Source organism: Rathayibacter sp. AY1F3 (genome assembly GCF_002931975.1).
In the GTDB taxonomy this organism is placed as follows: Bacteria; Actinomycetota; Actinomycetes; order Actinomycetales; family Microbacteriaceae; genus Rathayibacter.
Map to the genome: position 1 here is coordinate 12749 of NZ_PSVF01000013.1, position 14827 is coordinate 27575.

Consider the following 14827-nt stretch of genomic DNA (forward strand, 5'->3'; position numbering starts at 1 on the left):
TAGCGGACATGTCCGCAACAGGGCAGGTGCCGGTGCGCGGAGGACGCGGTGGCCTCGTCTCGTCCCCCGCGGAGCATCCCCCACCGGTGCCCGGGGGCGGTCCCGCCGGATCGCGCGCAGGCGTCTCGCGCGGACCGATCGCGGCGAGACGTTCTCCTCCCGGCCACCCGTGCCGGACGCCCCGGCCCCTACCGTGGCCGCATGACAGCAGCGGAGTCAGGACGTCCCGGAGCCCGAGAGCGCAGCTCGAGCCGTATCCTCGCGGCCGGCGCTCTGATGCTCGCCTCGGCCGGGCTGCAGCAGCTCGCCGCCGTTCAGCGCTGGGCCGTCGCCGGGCCGATCCTGGGCGAGCAGGCGATCGAGGACCACCGGTACGACTACTCGTGGCCCTCCGATCCGTGGGAGAACGTCGGATCGGCAGGGCAGCTGCTCGGGATCGGGCACCTCCTCGTCGCTCTCGCCGTCCTCGCCGCGGTCGGTCCGGGACGGCGGCGCCCGGTCGCGGTGCTGCGGATCGTGGTCGCCGCGGCGTTCGGCTGCCTCGGCCTGCACGCGGTCCTGTCCGGGATCCTCGGCGCACCGACGATCCTGCAGGCGATGCTCCCGGCGGTCGTGCTGGGACTGGTCGCGCCCACCGCTCTTCTCGCGCTCGCGGTCCTCATGGCGAGGACGTCGCCCCTCCGCGCCGCGTCCTTCGTCCTCCTGATCGGATCGACGCTGCCCGGCTACCTCGTCGCGACGTTCGCGATCGCTCCCGCGCTCGTCGGCTCCCAGTCGTACGACACCACGCCCTGGACGGAGTCGGTGGTCGCCGCCTCGGTGGCGCTCGCCGGGGCGGCACTCCTGCTCGAGGCGCTGATCCGCTCGATCGCGCAGCGCGCGGGGGCCGTGCCGCATCGCGACCGGTCGCCGGGAGCCGCGGCCTCCTGAAGGCGGGCTCACCAGCCCGCCGTGTCGGCAGTGCCCGGACACGAGGAAGGGCCGCCCCGGGGGACGGCCCTTCCCGCGACTCCGTCGGCCCTGCGCTCCTCGGCAGGAGCGCGGTCACCGGGGGGTCGGGTCAGCGCTGGACGAGCGGGACGGCGATGTCGGTGACGTTCGCCCCGATGGCGCCGAGCGGAGTCGCCGTGCCGTTCAGCAGTCCGATCTCGTAGAGCGACCCGTTGACGGCGGCGAGGCCGACCGAGCCGATGGAGCTGCCGTTGCGGAGGACGGAGTAGATGTCGAAGCCGGTCGCACCCGCTGCGTCGAGGCCGAGCTTCCCGGTCGGCGCCAGGGTGCCGGCGTTGGCCGGGGACTGGATGGCGATCTGGTCGAGGGCCGTGTCGAGGACGAACAGGGTGGTCGCGCTGTTCGCGTCGAGGTCGTTGTTCGTGTACGCGGCCCCGGCGACACCGGTGGCCACGGCGGGCGCGGCGTAGCTGAGCGTGCCGTCGGCGACCGTCGCGGCGCCCGCGGTGGCGAACGGCTGACGGAGGTTCTGGCCTGTGTCGCTGACCACGCGGAGCGCGTTCGCGGCGGGGTTGAAGTCGACGCCGAAGGAGGTGCCGCTCAGCGCCACGGTGAGACGGGTCACCTGGGTGGCCACGCCGGTGGACGGGTTGATGGAGTAGACGCCGGCGCTCGCCGCGTTGTCGCCGACGCCGTAGAGGGCGCCGTCCTGGACCCGGTAGTCGATGCCGATGAGCGCGGTGTCGCCGCCGGTGAGGCCGGTGACGGCGACGCGGTTCGTGACCTTGCCGGGCTTGGTCGGGTTGAACTGCACGAGCTTCGTGCCGCCGTCGGAGAGTCCGACGACCCGCAGCTTCGCCGCCACGGAGCGGACCGCGTTGATCAGGTTCCTGTCCGACGCGCTGCTGGAGTCGCTGGTCGCGGCGGCGGGAGCGACGCTGCTCGCACCGGCGAGCACGGGTGCCACCGCCATCACGCCCGCGACGGCGACAGCTGCGATACCGACTCTGATGTTCCTGGTCATCGTGCACTCCTCGAGACTTGCGGTCGCCGGAGATCGGCGGCTCGGAGGGGGATACCGTCCGGAGCGCGCGAGCGTTCATCCGATCCGGAGATCCGTGCCCCGTCACTCCAGAGAGCCGTCGGCGAACCGGCGGAGCGCGGCCGCGTAGCGGTCCGGGTCCCGGTGGTCGCTGTCGGTCAGGAGCAGCACCGAGCCGGAGACGGCGCGCGTGTATTCGCCGCGGCAGGGGAGGGTGACCACCGTCGTCAGTCCGGCCTCCCAGGCGGGGACGAGGGAGCCGAGGCAGCGCCGCTCCGGGGCGGCGTCCAGCGGGACGTCCCGCGCGTCCATCCGGGCGGACCGCAGCTCGTCGTGCCAGGCGCGGAATGGGGCTCCGAGGGAGTCGTCGCCGAAGCGCTCGCGCCAGCCGGGGCCGCGAGCGAGGTCGAGGAGGCGTGCGCGCTCGAGCGATCCGTCGGCGGTGCTGGAGAGCTGCCGGAGGAGCGGGCCGGTCTCGACCGCCAGATGCTCGACGCAGTCCTGCCACAGCTGAGGCCAGGCGCGCTGCTCGTCGGCGCCGGGCTCCGCCGACCCGACCCGTTCCGGGGACCGCTCGAGCGGCGGCGGCCCGTCGCCCGCCGGAGTGAAGCCCCACGCTTCGCGGATCCAGAGGAGCTCGAGCAGCGCCGAGGGGTTGTCCTCGACCGTGATGACCATCTCCGACGGCCAGGGGTCGCCGGGAAGAGGACGGGATGCGCGCATGGGAGGGGCTCCTTCCGAGGGGATGAGGTCGGATCGTGCCGGAGAAGGCTCCAGGGAGGCTGGGCTCGCGTCGGCCGACGCGCCACTCCTCCGGGCGCCCAGCGGCGTCGCCGGTGATCGTCCCCGCGAGCGGTCGAGGACGGCGCCGAGCGCCTCCCGAATGTCGGTGCCCCCGACCTACACTCGGACGCGTTCGAACACACGTTCGATGCCACGAGGAGGGAGCCGACCATGGGCGTGACCGTCGTGGAGCGCATCGCGACTCCGGCCTCGGACGCCGTCGCCGTCATGTTCCTCGTCACCAGCGAGGCGGTGGCGGCGGGGTTCCCGTCGCCGGCGCAGGACTACTTCGACGGGTCCCTCGACCTCAACGACCACCTGATCCGCGACAGGACGTCGACGTTCATCGTCCGTGTCTCGGGCGAGAGCATGGTCGGCGCGGGCATCAGCGACGGCGACGAGCTCGTGGTCGACCGGTCGATCACGCCGACGCACGGGAGCGTCGTCATCGCGATCCTCGACGGCGAGCTGACCGTCAAGCGTCTCGAGCTGCGCCCCGGGGGAGTGGTGCTGCGGGCCGAGAACCCGGAGTACCCGCCGATCCACGTCGCCGAGCTGAGCGATCTCCAGGTGTGGGGCGTCGTCACCGTCTGCCTCCACCGGCTGCACCGTGCGCTCTGAGCGGCGCATCGCCCTGGTCGACGTGAACTCGTTCTACGTCTCCTGCGAGCGGCTGTTCGATCCGAGGCTCGCGGGCCGCCCCGTCGTCGTCCTCTCGAACAACGACGGCTGCGTGGTCGCCCGCTCCGACGAGGTGAAGAGGCTCGGGATCGAGAACGGCACGCCCTGGTTCCAGATCGAACCCCTGATCCGCTCGGGCCGCCTCCCGGAGGTGATCGCCCGATCGAGCAACTACGAGCTCTACGGCGAGCTGTCCGCGCGCGTGATGGAGCTGCTGGGCCGCTACTCCGCCTGGCAGGAGGTGTACTCGATCGACGAGTCCTTCCTCGGCGTCGACGGCGACGTGGCGGAGCGGGCGAAGATCGGCCGGGCGATGCGGGCGGCGGTCGCGAAGAACGTCGGGCTGCCCGTCTGCGTCGGATTCGGGCCGAGCAAGACTCTCGCGAAGTTCGTCAACAAGGGCGGAGCGAAGAAGCACCCGCGCCTGGGGGGCGTCTGCGACACGGACTGGTACACGCCCGAGCAGCTCGACGCGCTCATGGCCTCGCAGCACGTCACCGAGCTGTGGGGAGTCGCCGGCCGCACAGGGAAGCGCCTCGCGGAGCTGTCTATCCACACCGTCCGCGACCTCCGCGACGCGGACCCCGCGCTGATCCGCAAGAAGTTCTCCGTGGTCCTGCAGCGCTCCGTCTACGAGCTGCGCGGCGTCGACTGCATCCCACTGGAGGCCGCCCGCACCGTCCGCGACCAGCTGATCTTCTCCCGGTCGTTCGCCACTCCCGTGACGACGATCAGCGACATGGAGCAGGTGCTCTCCGTCTACGCGCAGCGCGCCGCCCACCGCCTCCGAGCGCAGGAGTCGGTCACCAGGACGATGAGCGTGTTCGCGTCGACGTCGCCGTTCGCGGATGCGCCCTCCGAGTCCGCCGGCGGCCTGGCCGGCTTCCCCGTCCCCACGGACGACCCGGTGGCGATGGTGAGGGCCGCGATCGGCACCCTGCGCCCGCGGCTGCGGGAGGGCGCGCGCTACGTGCGGGCCGGCGTCATCCTCACGAACCTGTCGCCTCGGAACTCCCACGCGCTGCTCGAGATCTTCGACACCGCCTTCGACACGAAGGGCCTCGGCGCCACCATCGACGCCGTGACGAAGCGCCACGGCCGGTCCGCGGTCGGCCTCGGGCTGGCAGGCATCCGCACGGGGCCGGTGTGGACGATGAAGCGCGACGCCCTCTCGCTCCGGGCGACGACGCACTGGGGCGAGCTGGCCACGGCGCACGCGCGGTGAGCCCGCCGGCGGGGAGATCGGGTCATCCGACGGGTAGGCGCCCGGGGCGCTCTCGGGCAGGCTCGTCGCCATCGACGAGTGTCGGTGCGGGGACGGCGGGAGGACCCATGGCCGAGAGCTGGCAGGACGCGTCGGTGCGGGGCGTCGCGATGATCGAGAACGAGCTGGTCGTGCGCGACTTCCTCGAGGTGTGGAGCGCTCGCGACAGCCGCCAGCTCATCCCGTTCCTGCATCCGGAGGTCGTCTACAGCGCGTCGAGCTCGCAGGAGATCGCGGAGCGGGCGCGGGTCCTCGAGATGTGCGACGAGGTCCATCGGGCGTTCACCGAGATCCGGATCGCCCTCGTCACGATCGCGGTGGCCGGCAGCGTCGTCCTCACCGAGCACGCCCTGCACCTCCGCTCGGACACGGGGGAGGGCCACTGGCTCCGCTGCTTCGGGAGCTACGAGCTCCGCGGCGAGCAGATCGTCACCTGGCGGCAGCTCCATGGGTGAGGGCCGCGCGTGACGGCGGTGACCGGCCCCGCGCGCCTCAGGCTCGCCCTGGTGCTGCTGGCCATCGCCTCGGGCGCGACCGACGCGTTCGCGTTCCTCCTGCTCGGCGGCATCTTCACCGCGAACATGACGGGCAACCTGGTGCTGCTGGGGCTGTACCCCCGCTCCGCCTGGCTGACGACCGCGGCCGGAGCGGTCACGGCGATCGTCTTCTTCGCCGGAGCGGTCTACGCCGGGTTCCGCACGACCCGGGCGCGCACGCCGTCGACCGGCGACGGGAGACGTCCGCTCCGCGCGATCGCGCTCGTGGGGGTCGTCCTGCAGCTCGCCGTCGCGGTCGCCTGGCCGACGGTGCAGGGCGGCACGTCGCTGCTCGTGGACTGCGCGTTCATCGCGACCAGCGCGGCGGCGCTGGGGCTGCAGACCGTGCTCGCGAAGCGGATCTCCGGCGCCGCCGGCCTGACGACCACTTTCGTCACGGGCACGCTCACGAGCCTGATGCAGGAGCTCGCCGAGCGCTCGTCCGGGTCGAGGACCCTCCAGGCGCTCATCGTCGCGAGCCTCGCGGGCGGGGCCGTCGTCGGAGCGGCGACCGTGACGCTCGCTCCGGCCTGGGCTCCGACGCCGGCCCTCGTGCTCTCGGCGCTCGCCGTGGTGCTGCTCTTCGCACACCGGACGCGAGCCGTGCCCGCGGGAGCGGAGCCCGGGGCCCCGCGTCCCGCGTGACCGGGATCAGGCGTCGAGCGCCCACTTCGGCCGGACCCAGTGGCAGGTGTAGCCGCCGGGGTGCTTGCGCAGGTAGTCCTGGTGCTCCTCCTCGGCGTCCCAGAACTCGCCGGCGGGCTCGACCTCGGTGACGACCGGTCCGGGCCAGCGGCCCGACGCGTCGATCTCGGTGATCGTCTGGCGCGCGACCCTCTCCTGCTCGGGCGAGAGGAAGAGGATCACGGAGCGGTAGGCCGTGCCGATGTCGTTGCCCTGACGGTTCTTCGTCGTCGGGTCGTGCACCTGGAAGAAGAACTCGAGCAGGTCGCGGTAGGAGAGCTGCTCGGGATCGAACTCGATCTCGACCGCCTCCGCGTGGTCGCCGTGGTGGCGGTAGGTCGCGTTCGGCGTGCTGCCGCCGGCGTACCCGGCGCGGGTGCTGAAGACGCCCCGCATGTCGCGGATGAGCTCCTGGAGCCCCCAGAAGCATCCGCCCGCGAGGATCGCGCGCTCCTCGGCCATCAGACGCCTGCCTTCGTGTCGTGCGCGGACTCGCGCGGAGAGATCATCATGCGGGCAAGTCCATCACGGCCGAGGACGTCGCGGCGAGCGTCGGACGACTCTCCGAGCAGACCGTCGGCGGGCAGCGCGGCTCGATCCTCGGCCCGGCGGCCCCGGGATCCGGATGCGCCGACGACGAGCGGGGACGGTCCGGCCGGTCGAGCGCGGCTGCCGGCCGAGCTCCGCCGGACACGGCGCCGACGGAGTGCGGTCGCTGTGCTCTTGTTCAACGGACCCGGCGAAGCCCCCAGGCCCGGGTACCGCAGGCTGCCCGAGCATGGCGGCATGACGCACCTCACCGATCAGCGCCGACCTCCGCTCCCTCGGATCCGCTCACACCTCGTCGCCGGCCGGTACGCCGCCTCGACGGTGCCCGAGGCGACGGCGCTGTTCTGGATCCTCAAGGTGCTGACGACGGGGATGGGCGAGACGGCGTCGGACTTCCTCGCGACCGCGTTCGACCCGGTGATCGTGGTCGGCGCGACAGGGCTCGCGTTCCTCGCGGCCCTCGCGCTGCAGTTCGCAGCCCGCCGGTACACCCCGTGGGTGTACTGGACGGCGGTGCTGATGGTGAGCGTCTTCGGCACGATGGCCGCCGACGTGCTGCACGTGGTCGCCGGGGTCCCGTACCTCGTCTCGACTCTCGGGTTCGCGGTGGCGCTCGCCGCGGTCTTCGCCCTGTGGTGGCGGGCGGAGCGGACGCTGTCGATCCACTCGATCACGACGCCGCGCCGCGCCGCGTTCTACTGGCTCGCCGTCTCCGGGACCTTCGCGCTCGGTACGGCCGCGGGCGATCTGACCGCGTCGACGCTCGGGTTCGGCTACCTGCCGTCCGCGGTCCTGTTCGCGGCGGTCATCGCGGTGCCGGCGCTCGCGCACCGGTTCACGGGGCGGAACGCGGTCCTCGCGTTCTGGGCCGCCTACGTCGTCACGCGACCGCTCGGCGCCTCGGTCTGCGACTGGCTCGCGGATCCGGTCGACCGGAAGGGCCTGGGCCTGGGCACCGGCCCGGTCACGCTCGCGGCCCTCGCGGTGTTCCTGCTGCTGGTAGCGGTGATCGCGCTCCGCCGACCGCGCCCGACCCGTTGAGCGCGGCGCTCAGGCGTCGCGGCCGGCGCGGTTCTTCTGCCGCCAGTACGTGAGGGCGATGCCGGCGAGGCTGATCACGACGATGCCGACGAGGACGATGTCGATGTACTTCCCCACGAAGTCCGCGACGCCGGGGATCTGCCCGAGGAAGAAGCCGAGGAGGATGACGCCGGTGGACCAGACGGCGGCGCCGAGTGCGTTGAAGCCGACGAAGTGGCCGTAGTGCATCTTGCCGACGCCCGCGGCGACGGGGGCGAAGGTGCGCACGACCGGCACGAAGCGGGCGATGGTGACCGCCCAGCCGCCGAACCGGTCGAAGAACGACTGGGTGCGGGCGACGCTCGAGCGGCTGAAGAGCCCGCTGTCCTTGCGCTCGAAGATCCGCGGCCCGCTCGCGCGGCCGATGACGAACCCGAGCTGGTCGCCGAGGAACGCGGCGGCGGCGACCATCAGGATCACCAGCGGCACCGGCAGGGAGATCACGCCGGTCGCGACGAAGACACCGGTGAAGAAGAGGAGGGTGTCACCGGGGAGGAAGAACCCGATCAGCAGGCCCGTCTCGACGAAGGCGATCAGGCAGACCAGGGCGATCGCCCACGGGCCGGCGCCGTCGAGCAGGGATTGAGGGTCGATCATCGGTTCTCCTTGCGAGGGGTGAGGTCGGGGCGCGTCACGGGGAGGCGGACCTCCACGCCGAGCCCGCGCGGTACGAGGTTGCGGATCGTGAGCTCACCGCCGGCGGACCGGCTGAGCCCGGCGACGATCGCGAGTCCGAGGCCGGCGCCGCCGTCGCGGGAGCGGGCGGCGTCGGGGCGGGTGAAACGGTCGGTCGCGACGGCGAGGAACGCCTCCGGAACGCCGGGGCCGTCGTCGTCCACCGAGAGGACGGCCTCTCCTGAGCGCTCGACGAGGGTCGCGGTGATGCTGCCCCCGTCCGGAGTCGCGGCGACGGCGTTGGCGAGCAGGTTGTCCAGAATCCGGCCGAAGTCGGTCGGCGAGACGGCATACCGGGTGGCGCGAGCCGACGCGGGGGCGACGAAGTCGATCGCGAGATCACGGTCGCGGGCGAGCATGCGAGCGCGGTCGACGCTGTCGGTCACCTCCTCCCGCAGTGCCGTCGACGGCGCATCACCGACGGCGGTGCCGGCATCGATCCTCGACAGGATCAGCAGTCCGTCCGTCAGGGACTGGAGGCGGTCGATCGACCGCCGCGCGTCGACGACGTCGGCGTAGAGAGCGGCCGGGTCGTCGCGCACCCGCTCGGCGAGCTCCAGCCGCGTGCGCAGAGCGGCGAGGGGGGTCCGCAGCTCGTGGCTCGCGTCGGCGACGAGCCGCCGCTCCCGGTCCGCGGACTCCCGCAGATCCTCGATCAGCGCGTTCAGAGTCGAGGCGAGGTCGGAGAGCTCGTCCTGCGCCGGGCCGACGGGGAGCAGCTCGGTGGAGTGTCCGCGGCGCAGGCGGTCGGCGATCGCGCGCATCCTGCCGACGGGGCGCAGCGCGAGGCCGACGAGGACCCAGGAGGCCACCGCGAACACGACGAAGAGGATCGCCAGGGCGAGGAGGAGTGTCCTGCTGACGCCGCCGACGACCGCCTCGGCGGTGTCGCGGCTCTCCTCGATCAGCGCCTGCGACGCTCCCGAGCGGACCAGCTCGATGGTGGAGGCGTCGAGGATGTGGTCCAGCTGCTCGCGGACGATGATCGCGACGATCCCGAAGAACAGCATCGCGACCAGCAGGCTCGACACCGTGATCCGCACCCGGATCGACAGGGACCGCCACCTCACGGCTTCACCCCGAGCCGGTAGCCCGCACCCCGACGGGTGACGATCTCGACCGACGCGGCACAGGCGACGAGCTTGCGGCGGAGGTAGCTGATGTACTGCTCCGCGATGTTGTGGTCCACGAACTCCGCCGACCCCCACACCTCGAGCAGGAGCTCCTCCCGCATGACGAACCCGCCCGCACGCACGGCGAGCACGCGGAGGACTCCGAACTCCTTCGGGCTCAACGGCAGGACGGCGCCGTCGACCGTCGCGGAGTGGGTGTACGGGTCCATGCGCAGGTTCCCGATCACGACCGGCGCGCGGTGCGTGAGGTGCTCTCTGCGGATCATCGCTCGGAGGCGGGCGGAGAGCTCCTCGAAGTGGAACGGTTTCGCGAGGTAGTCGTCGGCGCCCGCGTCGAGGCCGAACACACGGTCCTGCAGGGCGTCGCGGGCGGTGAGCATGATCACCGGGAGCGTGGCACCGCTCGCGCGCAGGTGCCGGCAGATCTCGAAGCCGCTCATGCCGGGGAGCATCACATCGAGGACCGCCGCGGCGTAGTCCGCTTCGCGCGCCGCGTTCAGCGCGTCGACTCCGTTGGAGAAGAGGGCGACGTCGTAGCCGTCACCGAGGAGACCTCGCTCGAGGAGCCCGCCCATCTCGACGTCGTCCTCCACGACCATCACCGCATCACGCATCCGTGCCTCCTCCGGTCATGCTCGCATCCGCGGCGGGCCGGGACCGGCCCGTCGCGCCCGGATGTGCGGCTTCTCAGCGGCACGGCCCGGATGCGGGGGCGGCTCACGTGCGGACCGTCCGGGCAGCTCCTCCTCGGCGCACGGACGCCGAGGAGGAGGAGTGCGGGACCGGCCGGGGCAGGGGGCGGCCGCAGGGCGACGGGCAGCGGGCCCGCCGGCAGAACGAGTCATCTGACCGGGTCGCTCCGGGTGCCCCCGTTCCTACGCTCGTCGGTACAACCGAGGAGAGAGCGGAGCGGACCATGGAGCAGCCGAACGTCGAGACGCGCAGTGCACGGCGGGTGATCGAGACCCTGACCGCCAACGGCGTGAAGTACGTCTTCGGGATCCCGGGAGCGAAGATCGACGCGGTCTTCGACGTCCTCGCCGACGAGGGGCCGGAGCTGATCGTCTGCCGGCACGAGCAGAACGCCGCCTTCATGGCCGCCGCGGTGGGACGGCTGACGGGCAGCCCGGGGGTCGTCCTCGTGACCTCCGGCCCCGGCACGACCAACCTCGCCACCGGCCTGCTCACGGCCAACACGGAGCAGGACCCGGTCGTCGCGCTCGCCGGGGCCGTGCAGCTCTCCGACCGCCTCAAGCGCACGCACCAGTCGATGGATGCGGCCGCCTTCCTCTCCACCGTGACGAAGTACACGGTCGAGTCGACGGATCCGGACGACGTCTCGGAGGCGGTCAGCAACGCCTTCCGCGCCGCCGTCACCGAGCCCCGAGGCGCCGCGGCGGTCGTCCTCTCGGCCAGCGTGATGGCCGCGCCGACCTCGCAGGTCATCACCCGGGCGGCCACGGGGCCGACGAGCGGTCCGGCGCGCGCCGAGGACCTCACCCACGCCGCCGACCTGATCAACACCGCGGAGCGGCCCGTCCTCCTCGTGGGACTCCGCGCGTCGGAGCCGGCGACCGTGGCGGCACTGCGGGTCCTGATCAGCGAGACGGAGCTGCCGGTGATCGAGACGTTCCAGGCGGCCGGCCTCGTCTCCCGCGAGCTCGAGGACCACTACCTCGGCCGCGTCGGCCTGTTCAAGAACCAGCCCGCCGACCTCGCCCTCGCCGAGTCCGACCTCGTCGTCGCGATCGGCTACGACGCCGTCGAGTACGACCCGGTGATCTGGAACAGCGACGTCGACCGCCGGATCGTCCACATCGACTCCGTCGACGCCCCGCTGGACAACCACTACCTGCCCGCGCTGGAGCTGAAGGGCGACCTCGCGCAGACCGTCGCGGCCCTCACGCCGCTCGTCTCCGGCCTGCAGCTCGACGAGGACGCGGCCGACCGGGTCGCCCGGCACCGGAGCGAGCTGGAGCGGATCGACGACGCGGCGCGGACGGCCGAGGCGGCTCCCGGGACCGTCGATCCCGCCCGCCTCGTGCTCCTGATGCGCGACCTGCTCTCGGACGACGCCACCGTGGCCTGCGACATCGGCTCGAACTACATCTTCATGGCCCGGCACTTCCGGGTGTACGAGCCCAAGCACCTGCTCTTCTCGAACGGGCAGCAGACCCTCGGCGTCTCCTTCCCGTGGGGCATGGCGGCGAGCCTCCTGCGCCCCGGGACCCCGGTGGTCTCCGTCTCGGGCGACGGAGGTTTCCTGTTCTCCGCGACGGAGATCGAGACGGCGACACGGCTCGGCCTCTCGTTCACGCACGTGATCATGCGGGACGACACCTACGACATGGTCGGCTTCCAGCAGCTGCTGAAGTACGGCCGCAAGTCCGGGGTCCAGCTCGGCGACTACGACATCGAGAAGTTCGCGGCGGCGTTCGGCGCCACGGGCAGGCGGGTGAGCGGCCTCGCCGAGTTCGAGGAGGCGTTCCGGGCGTCCCTGGCCGAGCCGGGCGTCTCGATCATCGACGTCGCGGTGGACTACAGCCGCAACGTCGACATCGCCGCCCACCTGGTCGAGGACGCCTTCGAATGAGCACGCACACGGTCGACTCGACCGACGACTACGCGATCTACCAGAGCTCGACCATGGCCGCGCTCCTCGCCGGGGTCTACGACGGGGACCTGACTATCGGCGAGCTGCTCTCCCACGGCGATCTCGGCCTGGGCACCTTCAACCACCTGGACGGCGAGATGGTGATCGTCGACGGCGTCTGCTATCACCTGCGCAGCGACGGCTCCGTCCAGGTCGCGGACGGCGACGACCGGACGCCCTTCGCGGCCGTGCTGCCCTTCCACGCGACCACGACGTTCACGGTCGAGGAGCCGACCGGTCTCGCCGGCCTCACCCGGCTGATCGACGACGCGGTCGACGGCGGGAACATCCCCGTCGCCCTGCGGATCGACGGCCGGTTCACCGAGGTCCGCACCCGGACCGTGGGCGCGCAGACCGAGCCGTACCCGCCCCTGATCGAGGCGACCGCCCACCAGAGCGTCACCGGCATCGCCGACACCCGCGGCACGATCGCGGGCTTCCGCACCCCGCAGTTCGAGCAGGCCGTGTCGGTCCCCGGGTATCACCTGCACTACGTCGACGACGCCCGTGAGAAGGGCGGGCACGTCCTCGACGTGACCGTGGCCGAGGTGACGGTCTCGCTCACGACCGTCGCCGGACTGCACCTCGCGCTTCCGGAGACGGACCAGTTCCGCCGGGCGGACCTGGCGATGAAGGACATCGCGGCGCAGGAGGCGCGAGCGGAGGGGTGAGGCGGACAGGACGTGCGGGGAGACGGGCCGGCCGCGACCCGTCTCCCCGGAGGCCGGTCAGGGCGCGAGCTCCTCGCGGACGATCGCTGCTCCCGCGCTCAGCGCGCTGAGCTTCCCCCAGGCGAGGTCGCGGGGCAGCGGTGCCATGCCGCAGTTCGTGCTCGGGAGGAGCAGGTCCGCGTCGACGAACCGGAGGGCGCGGCGCAGGGTGTCGGCGACCTCCTCGGGCGTCTCGACGGTCCCGCTCGCCACGTCGATCGCTCCGAGCATGACCTTCTTGCCACGGACGAGCTCGATCAGCTCCATCGGCACGTGGGAGTGGTGGCTCTCCAGCGAGACGATGTCGAGCGAGGACTGCTGGAGGAGCGGCAACGACTCCTCGTACTGCCGCCACTCCGACCCGAGGGTCGCCTTCCAGTCGGTGTTCGCCTTGATCCCGTAGCCGTAGCAGATGTGCACCGCGGTCTCGATGCGGAGTCCCTCCGCCGCCCTCTCCAGCGCGGCCACGCCCCAGTCCTGCACCTCGTCGAAGAAGACGGTGAAGGCGGGCTCGTCGAACTGGACGATGTCGACTCCGGCGTCCTGGAGGGCTCGCGCCTCCTCGTTGAGGATGGTCGCGAACTCCCACGCCAGCTTCTCGCGGCTCCCGTAGTGCCGGTCGGAGAGAGTGTCGATCATCGTCATCGGGCCGGGCAGCGCCCACTTGATGGGCTGATCGGTCTGCTCGCGCAGGAACCGGGCGTCGTCGGCGAACACGGGCCTCTCGAGCCCCACGGCGCCGACGACGGTCGGCACGCTCGCGTCGTACCGGTCGCGGATGCGCACCGTCTCGCGCCGCTCGAAGTCGACACCCGTGAGGTGCTCGATGAACGTCGTGACGAAGTGCTGCCGGGTCTGCTCCCCGTCGCTGACGATGTCCAGGCCCCGGTGGTGCTGCTCGTGGACGGCGGCGCGCAGGGCGTCCTGCTTGCCCTCGGCCAGGGCGTCGCCGGTCAGCCGCCACGGGGACCACAGGGTCTCCGGCTGCGCGAGCCACGACGGCTTCGGCAGGCTGCCGGCGATCGAGGTGGGCAGGAGCGGGAGGGCCGTCGAGGATCCGCGCGCGCTCATCGGACCGCTCCCGCGTACCCGGCGGCCCACTGCCGCAGCCGCTCCCCGTGCGGCTTCATGAGGTGCTCCTCCGCGAACCGCCCCTGCTCGACCGCGAGCCGGCCGCGCTCCTCGCGGTCGTAGGAGACCGCGGGCCGCACGTAGTCCTGCTGCTCCAGGTCCGGCCGGTAGACGTCGGCGGCGGCCGAGCGCGCGCCGTAGATCTCGGGCCGGTAGATCCTCTGGAACGTCTCCATCGTGCTGATGGTGGCGATGAGCTGGAGGTCCGAGTAGTCCTCCAGCAGGTCGCCGCCGCAGTAGAACGCGAGCGGCGCCGTGCTGCCGGGCGGCATGAAGAAGCGGACCCCGAGGCCCATCTCCGCGAAGTACCGGTCGGTCAGCGAGAGCTCGTCCTGCCGGTACTCGACGCCGAGGATCGGATGGAGGGTCCCGGTGCGCCGGTACGTCCTGCTCGTCGAGACGCTGATGCAGATGACAGGCGGCGTCGACGAGAGCTCCGCGTACTGCGCGGAGTCCCGGAAGTGCTGGAAGAGCGCGCCGTGCAGGACGCCGAAGTCGTCGGGGACGGTGAAGCCGGCCTGCGCGGCGTTGACCGCCGGCAGCCGCACGCTGAAGTCGTGGTCGCGGAGGTAGGAGGAGAAGTTGTTCCCCAGTGTCCCCGGCTGACATCGGCCGGTGCGGCGGTCGAGGATCCGGGTGCGCAGGACCTCCAGCAGGGGGAACTCCCGGTCCTCGCCGTCCGTGGTGAGCCGCAGCCCGACGGAGACGATGTCGAGCCCGACCGTGTAGCGGCCGCGGCTCGGATCGTCGCCCGGCACGAGATCGTTCAACCGGTCGTCGATCATCCGCAGCGCGGTCCGGAGGTTCTCCCGGCGGCGCTCGCCGCGGGCCAGATTCGCGAAGTTGGTGGTGATCCGGGAGCTCTGGGCCGGCGAGTAGTCCTCGTCGAAGGGGGTGAGGGTGATGCTGAAGGCGGGTTCGTTCGTCATGATCGGCCGATCGGTAGGAGGGACTG

16 protein-coding genes are annotated in these 14827 nt (G+C 72.1%); 8 read left to right on the top strand and 8 right to left on the bottom strand.

Annotated features, from left to right (window positions below):
- Positions 1–201 precede the first annotated feature (201 nt).
- Complete coding sequence (locus C5C39_RS09340) at positions 202–930, top strand: hypothetical protein (RefSeq protein WP_146083906.1); 729 nt, start codon at positions 202–204, stop codon at positions 928–930.
- Positions 931–1060: 130 nt separating this feature from the next.
- On the opposite strand, the gene C5C39_RS09345 is transcribed toward C5C39_RS09340, so the two are convergent.
- The gene (locus C5C39_RS09345; protein ID WP_219813325.1) at positions 1061–1975 is read right to left on the bottom strand and encodes a DUF4394 domain-containing protein; all 915 of its coding nucleotides are present in this window, start codon (positions 1973–1975) and stop codon (positions 1061–1063) included.
- Between the two features lie 102 nt (positions 1976–2077).
- Positions 2078–2716, bottom strand: a complete 639-nt coding sequence (locus C5C39_RS09350) for a hypothetical protein (RefSeq protein ID WP_104353209.1) — start codon at positions 2714–2716, stop codon at positions 2078–2080.
- Positions 2717–3004: 288 nt separating this feature from the next.
- Here C5C39_RS09350 and C5C39_RS09355 point away from each other — a divergent pair, with 288 nt between their 5' ends.
- The 4 genes from C5C39_RS09355 (at position 3005) to C5C39_RS09370 (ending at position 5902) form a co-directional block, all read left to right on the top strand.
- Positions 3005–3397, top strand: coding sequence for a LexA family transcriptional regulator (locus tag C5C39_RS09355; RefSeq protein WP_258075811.1), 393 nt, complete (start codon positions 3005–3007; stop codon positions 3395–3397).
- Positions 3387–4682, top strand: coding sequence for a Y-family DNA polymerase (locus C5C39_RS09360; protein WP_104353211.1), 1296 nt, complete (start codon positions 3387–3389; stop codon positions 4680–4682). The genes C5C39_RS09355 and C5C39_RS09360 overlap by 11 nt, the downstream gene beginning before the upstream one ends.
- Before the next feature lie 107 nt (positions 4683–4789).
- Positions 4790–5176 (top strand): nuclear transport factor 2 family protein, encoded by a 387-nt coding sequence (locus C5C39_RS09365; protein WP_104353212.1) that lies wholly within the window; start codon positions 4790–4792, stop codon positions 5174–5176.
- Positions 5177–5185: 9 nt separating this feature from the next.
- Positions 5186–5902 (top strand): YoaK family protein, encoded by a 717-nt coding sequence (locus C5C39_RS09370; RefSeq protein ID WP_104353213.1) that lies wholly within the window; start codon positions 5186–5188, stop codon positions 5900–5902.
- A gap of 6 nt (positions 5903–5908) precedes the next feature.
- Here the strand turns inward: C5C39_RS09370 and msrA are convergent, their stop codons facing one another.
- A complete protein-coding gene (gene msrA / locus C5C39_RS09375) occupies positions 5909–6403 on the bottom strand; it encodes a peptide-methionine (S)-S-oxide reductase MsrA (protein ID WP_104353214.1) in 495 nt (164 codons plus the stop codon).
- A gap of 324 nt (positions 6404–6727) precedes the next feature.
- Here msrA and C5C39_RS09380 point away from each other — a divergent pair, with 324 nt between their 5' ends.
- Positions 6728–7531, top strand: coding sequence for a hypothetical protein (locus tag C5C39_RS09380; RefSeq protein WP_104353215.1), 804 nt, complete (start codon positions 6728–6730; stop codon positions 7529–7531).
- 9 nt (positions 7532–7540) lie between these two features.
- Here C5C39_RS09380 and C5C39_RS09385 read toward each other — a convergent pair whose 3' ends face one another.
- From C5C39_RS09385 to C5C39_RS09395, 3 genes are read right to left on the bottom strand one after another with little or no spacing between them, the layout of a single operon-like run.
- Positions 7541–8167: a DedA family protein gene (locus C5C39_RS09385; RefSeq protein ID WP_104250829.1), complete on the bottom strand. Its 627-nt coding sequence runs from the start codon at positions 8165–8167 to the stop codon at positions 7541–7543.
- Complete coding sequence (locus tag C5C39_RS09390) at positions 8164–9315, bottom strand: cell wall metabolism sensor histidine kinase WalK (RefSeq protein ID WP_258075804.1); 1152 nt, start codon at positions 9313–9315, stop codon at positions 8164–8166. Before C5C39_RS09390 ends, C5C39_RS09385 begins: the two co-directional genes overlap by 4 nt.
- The gene (locus C5C39_RS09395) at positions 9312–9992 is read right to left on the bottom strand and encodes a response regulator transcription factor (protein WP_104353216.1); all 681 of its coding nucleotides are present in this window, start codon (positions 9990–9992) and stop codon (positions 9312–9314) included. The genes C5C39_RS09390 and C5C39_RS09395 overlap by 4 nt, the downstream gene beginning before the upstream one ends.
- Before the next feature lie 302 nt (positions 9993–10294).
- Between C5C39_RS09395 and alsS the strand changes: the two genes are divergently transcribed.
- Together alsS and budA are read left to right on the top strand one after the other, a co-directional pair.
- Positions 10295–11971: an acetolactate synthase AlsS gene (alsS, locus tag C5C39_RS09400; RefSeq protein WP_104260759.1), complete on the top strand. Its 1677-nt coding sequence runs from the start codon at positions 10295–10297 to the stop codon at positions 11969–11971.
- Entirely contained in the window at positions 11968–12702 is a 735-nt protein-coding gene (gene budA, locus C5C39_RS09405; RefSeq protein ID WP_104353217.1) for an acetolactate decarboxylase, read from the top strand. Before alsS ends, budA begins: the two co-directional genes overlap by 4 nt.
- 57 nt (positions 12703–12759) lie before the next feature.
- Here the strand turns inward: budA and C5C39_RS09410 are convergent, their stop codons facing one another.
- Together C5C39_RS09410 and C5C39_RS09415 are read right to left on the bottom strand one after the other, a co-directional pair.
- Complete coding sequence (locus C5C39_RS09410) at positions 12760–13812, bottom strand: methionine synthase (RefSeq protein ID WP_104353218.1); 1053 nt, start codon at positions 13810–13812, stop codon at positions 12760–12762.
- On the bottom strand, positions 13809–14801 hold the full coding sequence (locus C5C39_RS09415) for a putative oxygenase MesX (protein ID WP_104291814.1): 993 nt from the start codon (positions 14799–14801) through the stop codon (positions 13809–13811). Before C5C39_RS09415 ends, C5C39_RS09410 begins: the two co-directional genes overlap by 4 nt.
- Positions 14802–14827 lie beyond the last annotated feature (26 nt).

Excerpts from the sequence above, each read along its gene's own strand:
- msrA (WP_104353214.1), bottom strand. The coding sequence starts at position 6,403 with ATGGCCGAGGAGCGCGCGATCCTCGCGGGCGGATGCTTCTGGGGGCTC.
- C5C39_RS09365 (WP_104353212.1), top strand. The coding sequence starts at position 4,790 with ATGGCCGAGAGCTGGCAGGACGCGTCGGTGCGGGGCGTCGCGATGATC.
- C5C39_RS09385 (WP_104250829.1), bottom strand. The coding sequence starts at position 8,167 with ATGATCGACCCTCAATCCCTGCTCGACGGCGCCGGCCCGTGGGCGATC.
- C5C39_RS09345 (WP_219813325.1), bottom strand. The coding sequence starts at position 1,975 with ATGACCAGGAACATCAGAGTCGGTATCGCAGCTGTCGCCGTCGCGGGC.
- budA (WP_104353217.1), top strand. The coding sequence starts at position 11,968 with ATGAGCACGCACACGGTCGACTCGACCGACGACTACGCGATCTACCAG.
- C5C39_RS09380 (WP_104353215.1), top strand. The coding sequence starts at position 6,728 with ATGACGCACCTCACCGATCAGCGCCGACCTCCGCTCCCTCGGATCCGC.
- C5C39_RS09415 (WP_104291814.1), bottom strand. The coding sequence starts at position 14,801 with ATGACGAACGAACCCGCCTTCAGCATCACCCTCACCCCCTTCGACGAG.
- alsS (WP_104260759.1), top strand. The coding sequence starts at position 10,295 with ATGGAGCAGCCGAACGTCGAGACGCGCAGTGCACGGCGGGTGATCGAG.
- C5C39_RS09350 (WP_104353209.1), bottom strand. The coding sequence starts at position 2,716 with ATGCGCGCATCCCGTCCTCTTCCCGGCGACCCCTGGCCGTCGGAGATG.
- C5C39_RS09395 (WP_104353216.1), bottom strand. The coding sequence starts at position 9,992 with ATGCGTGATGCGGTGATGGTCGTGGAGGACGACGTCGAGATGGGCGGG.
- C5C39_RS09410 (WP_104353218.1), bottom strand. The coding sequence starts at position 13,812 with ATGAGCGCGCGCGGATCCTCGACGGCCCTCCCGCTCCTGCCCACCTCG.
- C5C39_RS09355 (WP_258075811.1), top strand. The coding sequence starts at position 3,005 with ATGTTCCTCGTCACCAGCGAGGCGGTGGCGGCGGGGTTCCCGTCGCCG.
- C5C39_RS09340 (WP_146083906.1), top strand. The coding sequence starts at position 202 with ATGACAGCAGCGGAGTCAGGACGTCCCGGAGCCCGAGAGCGCAGCTCG.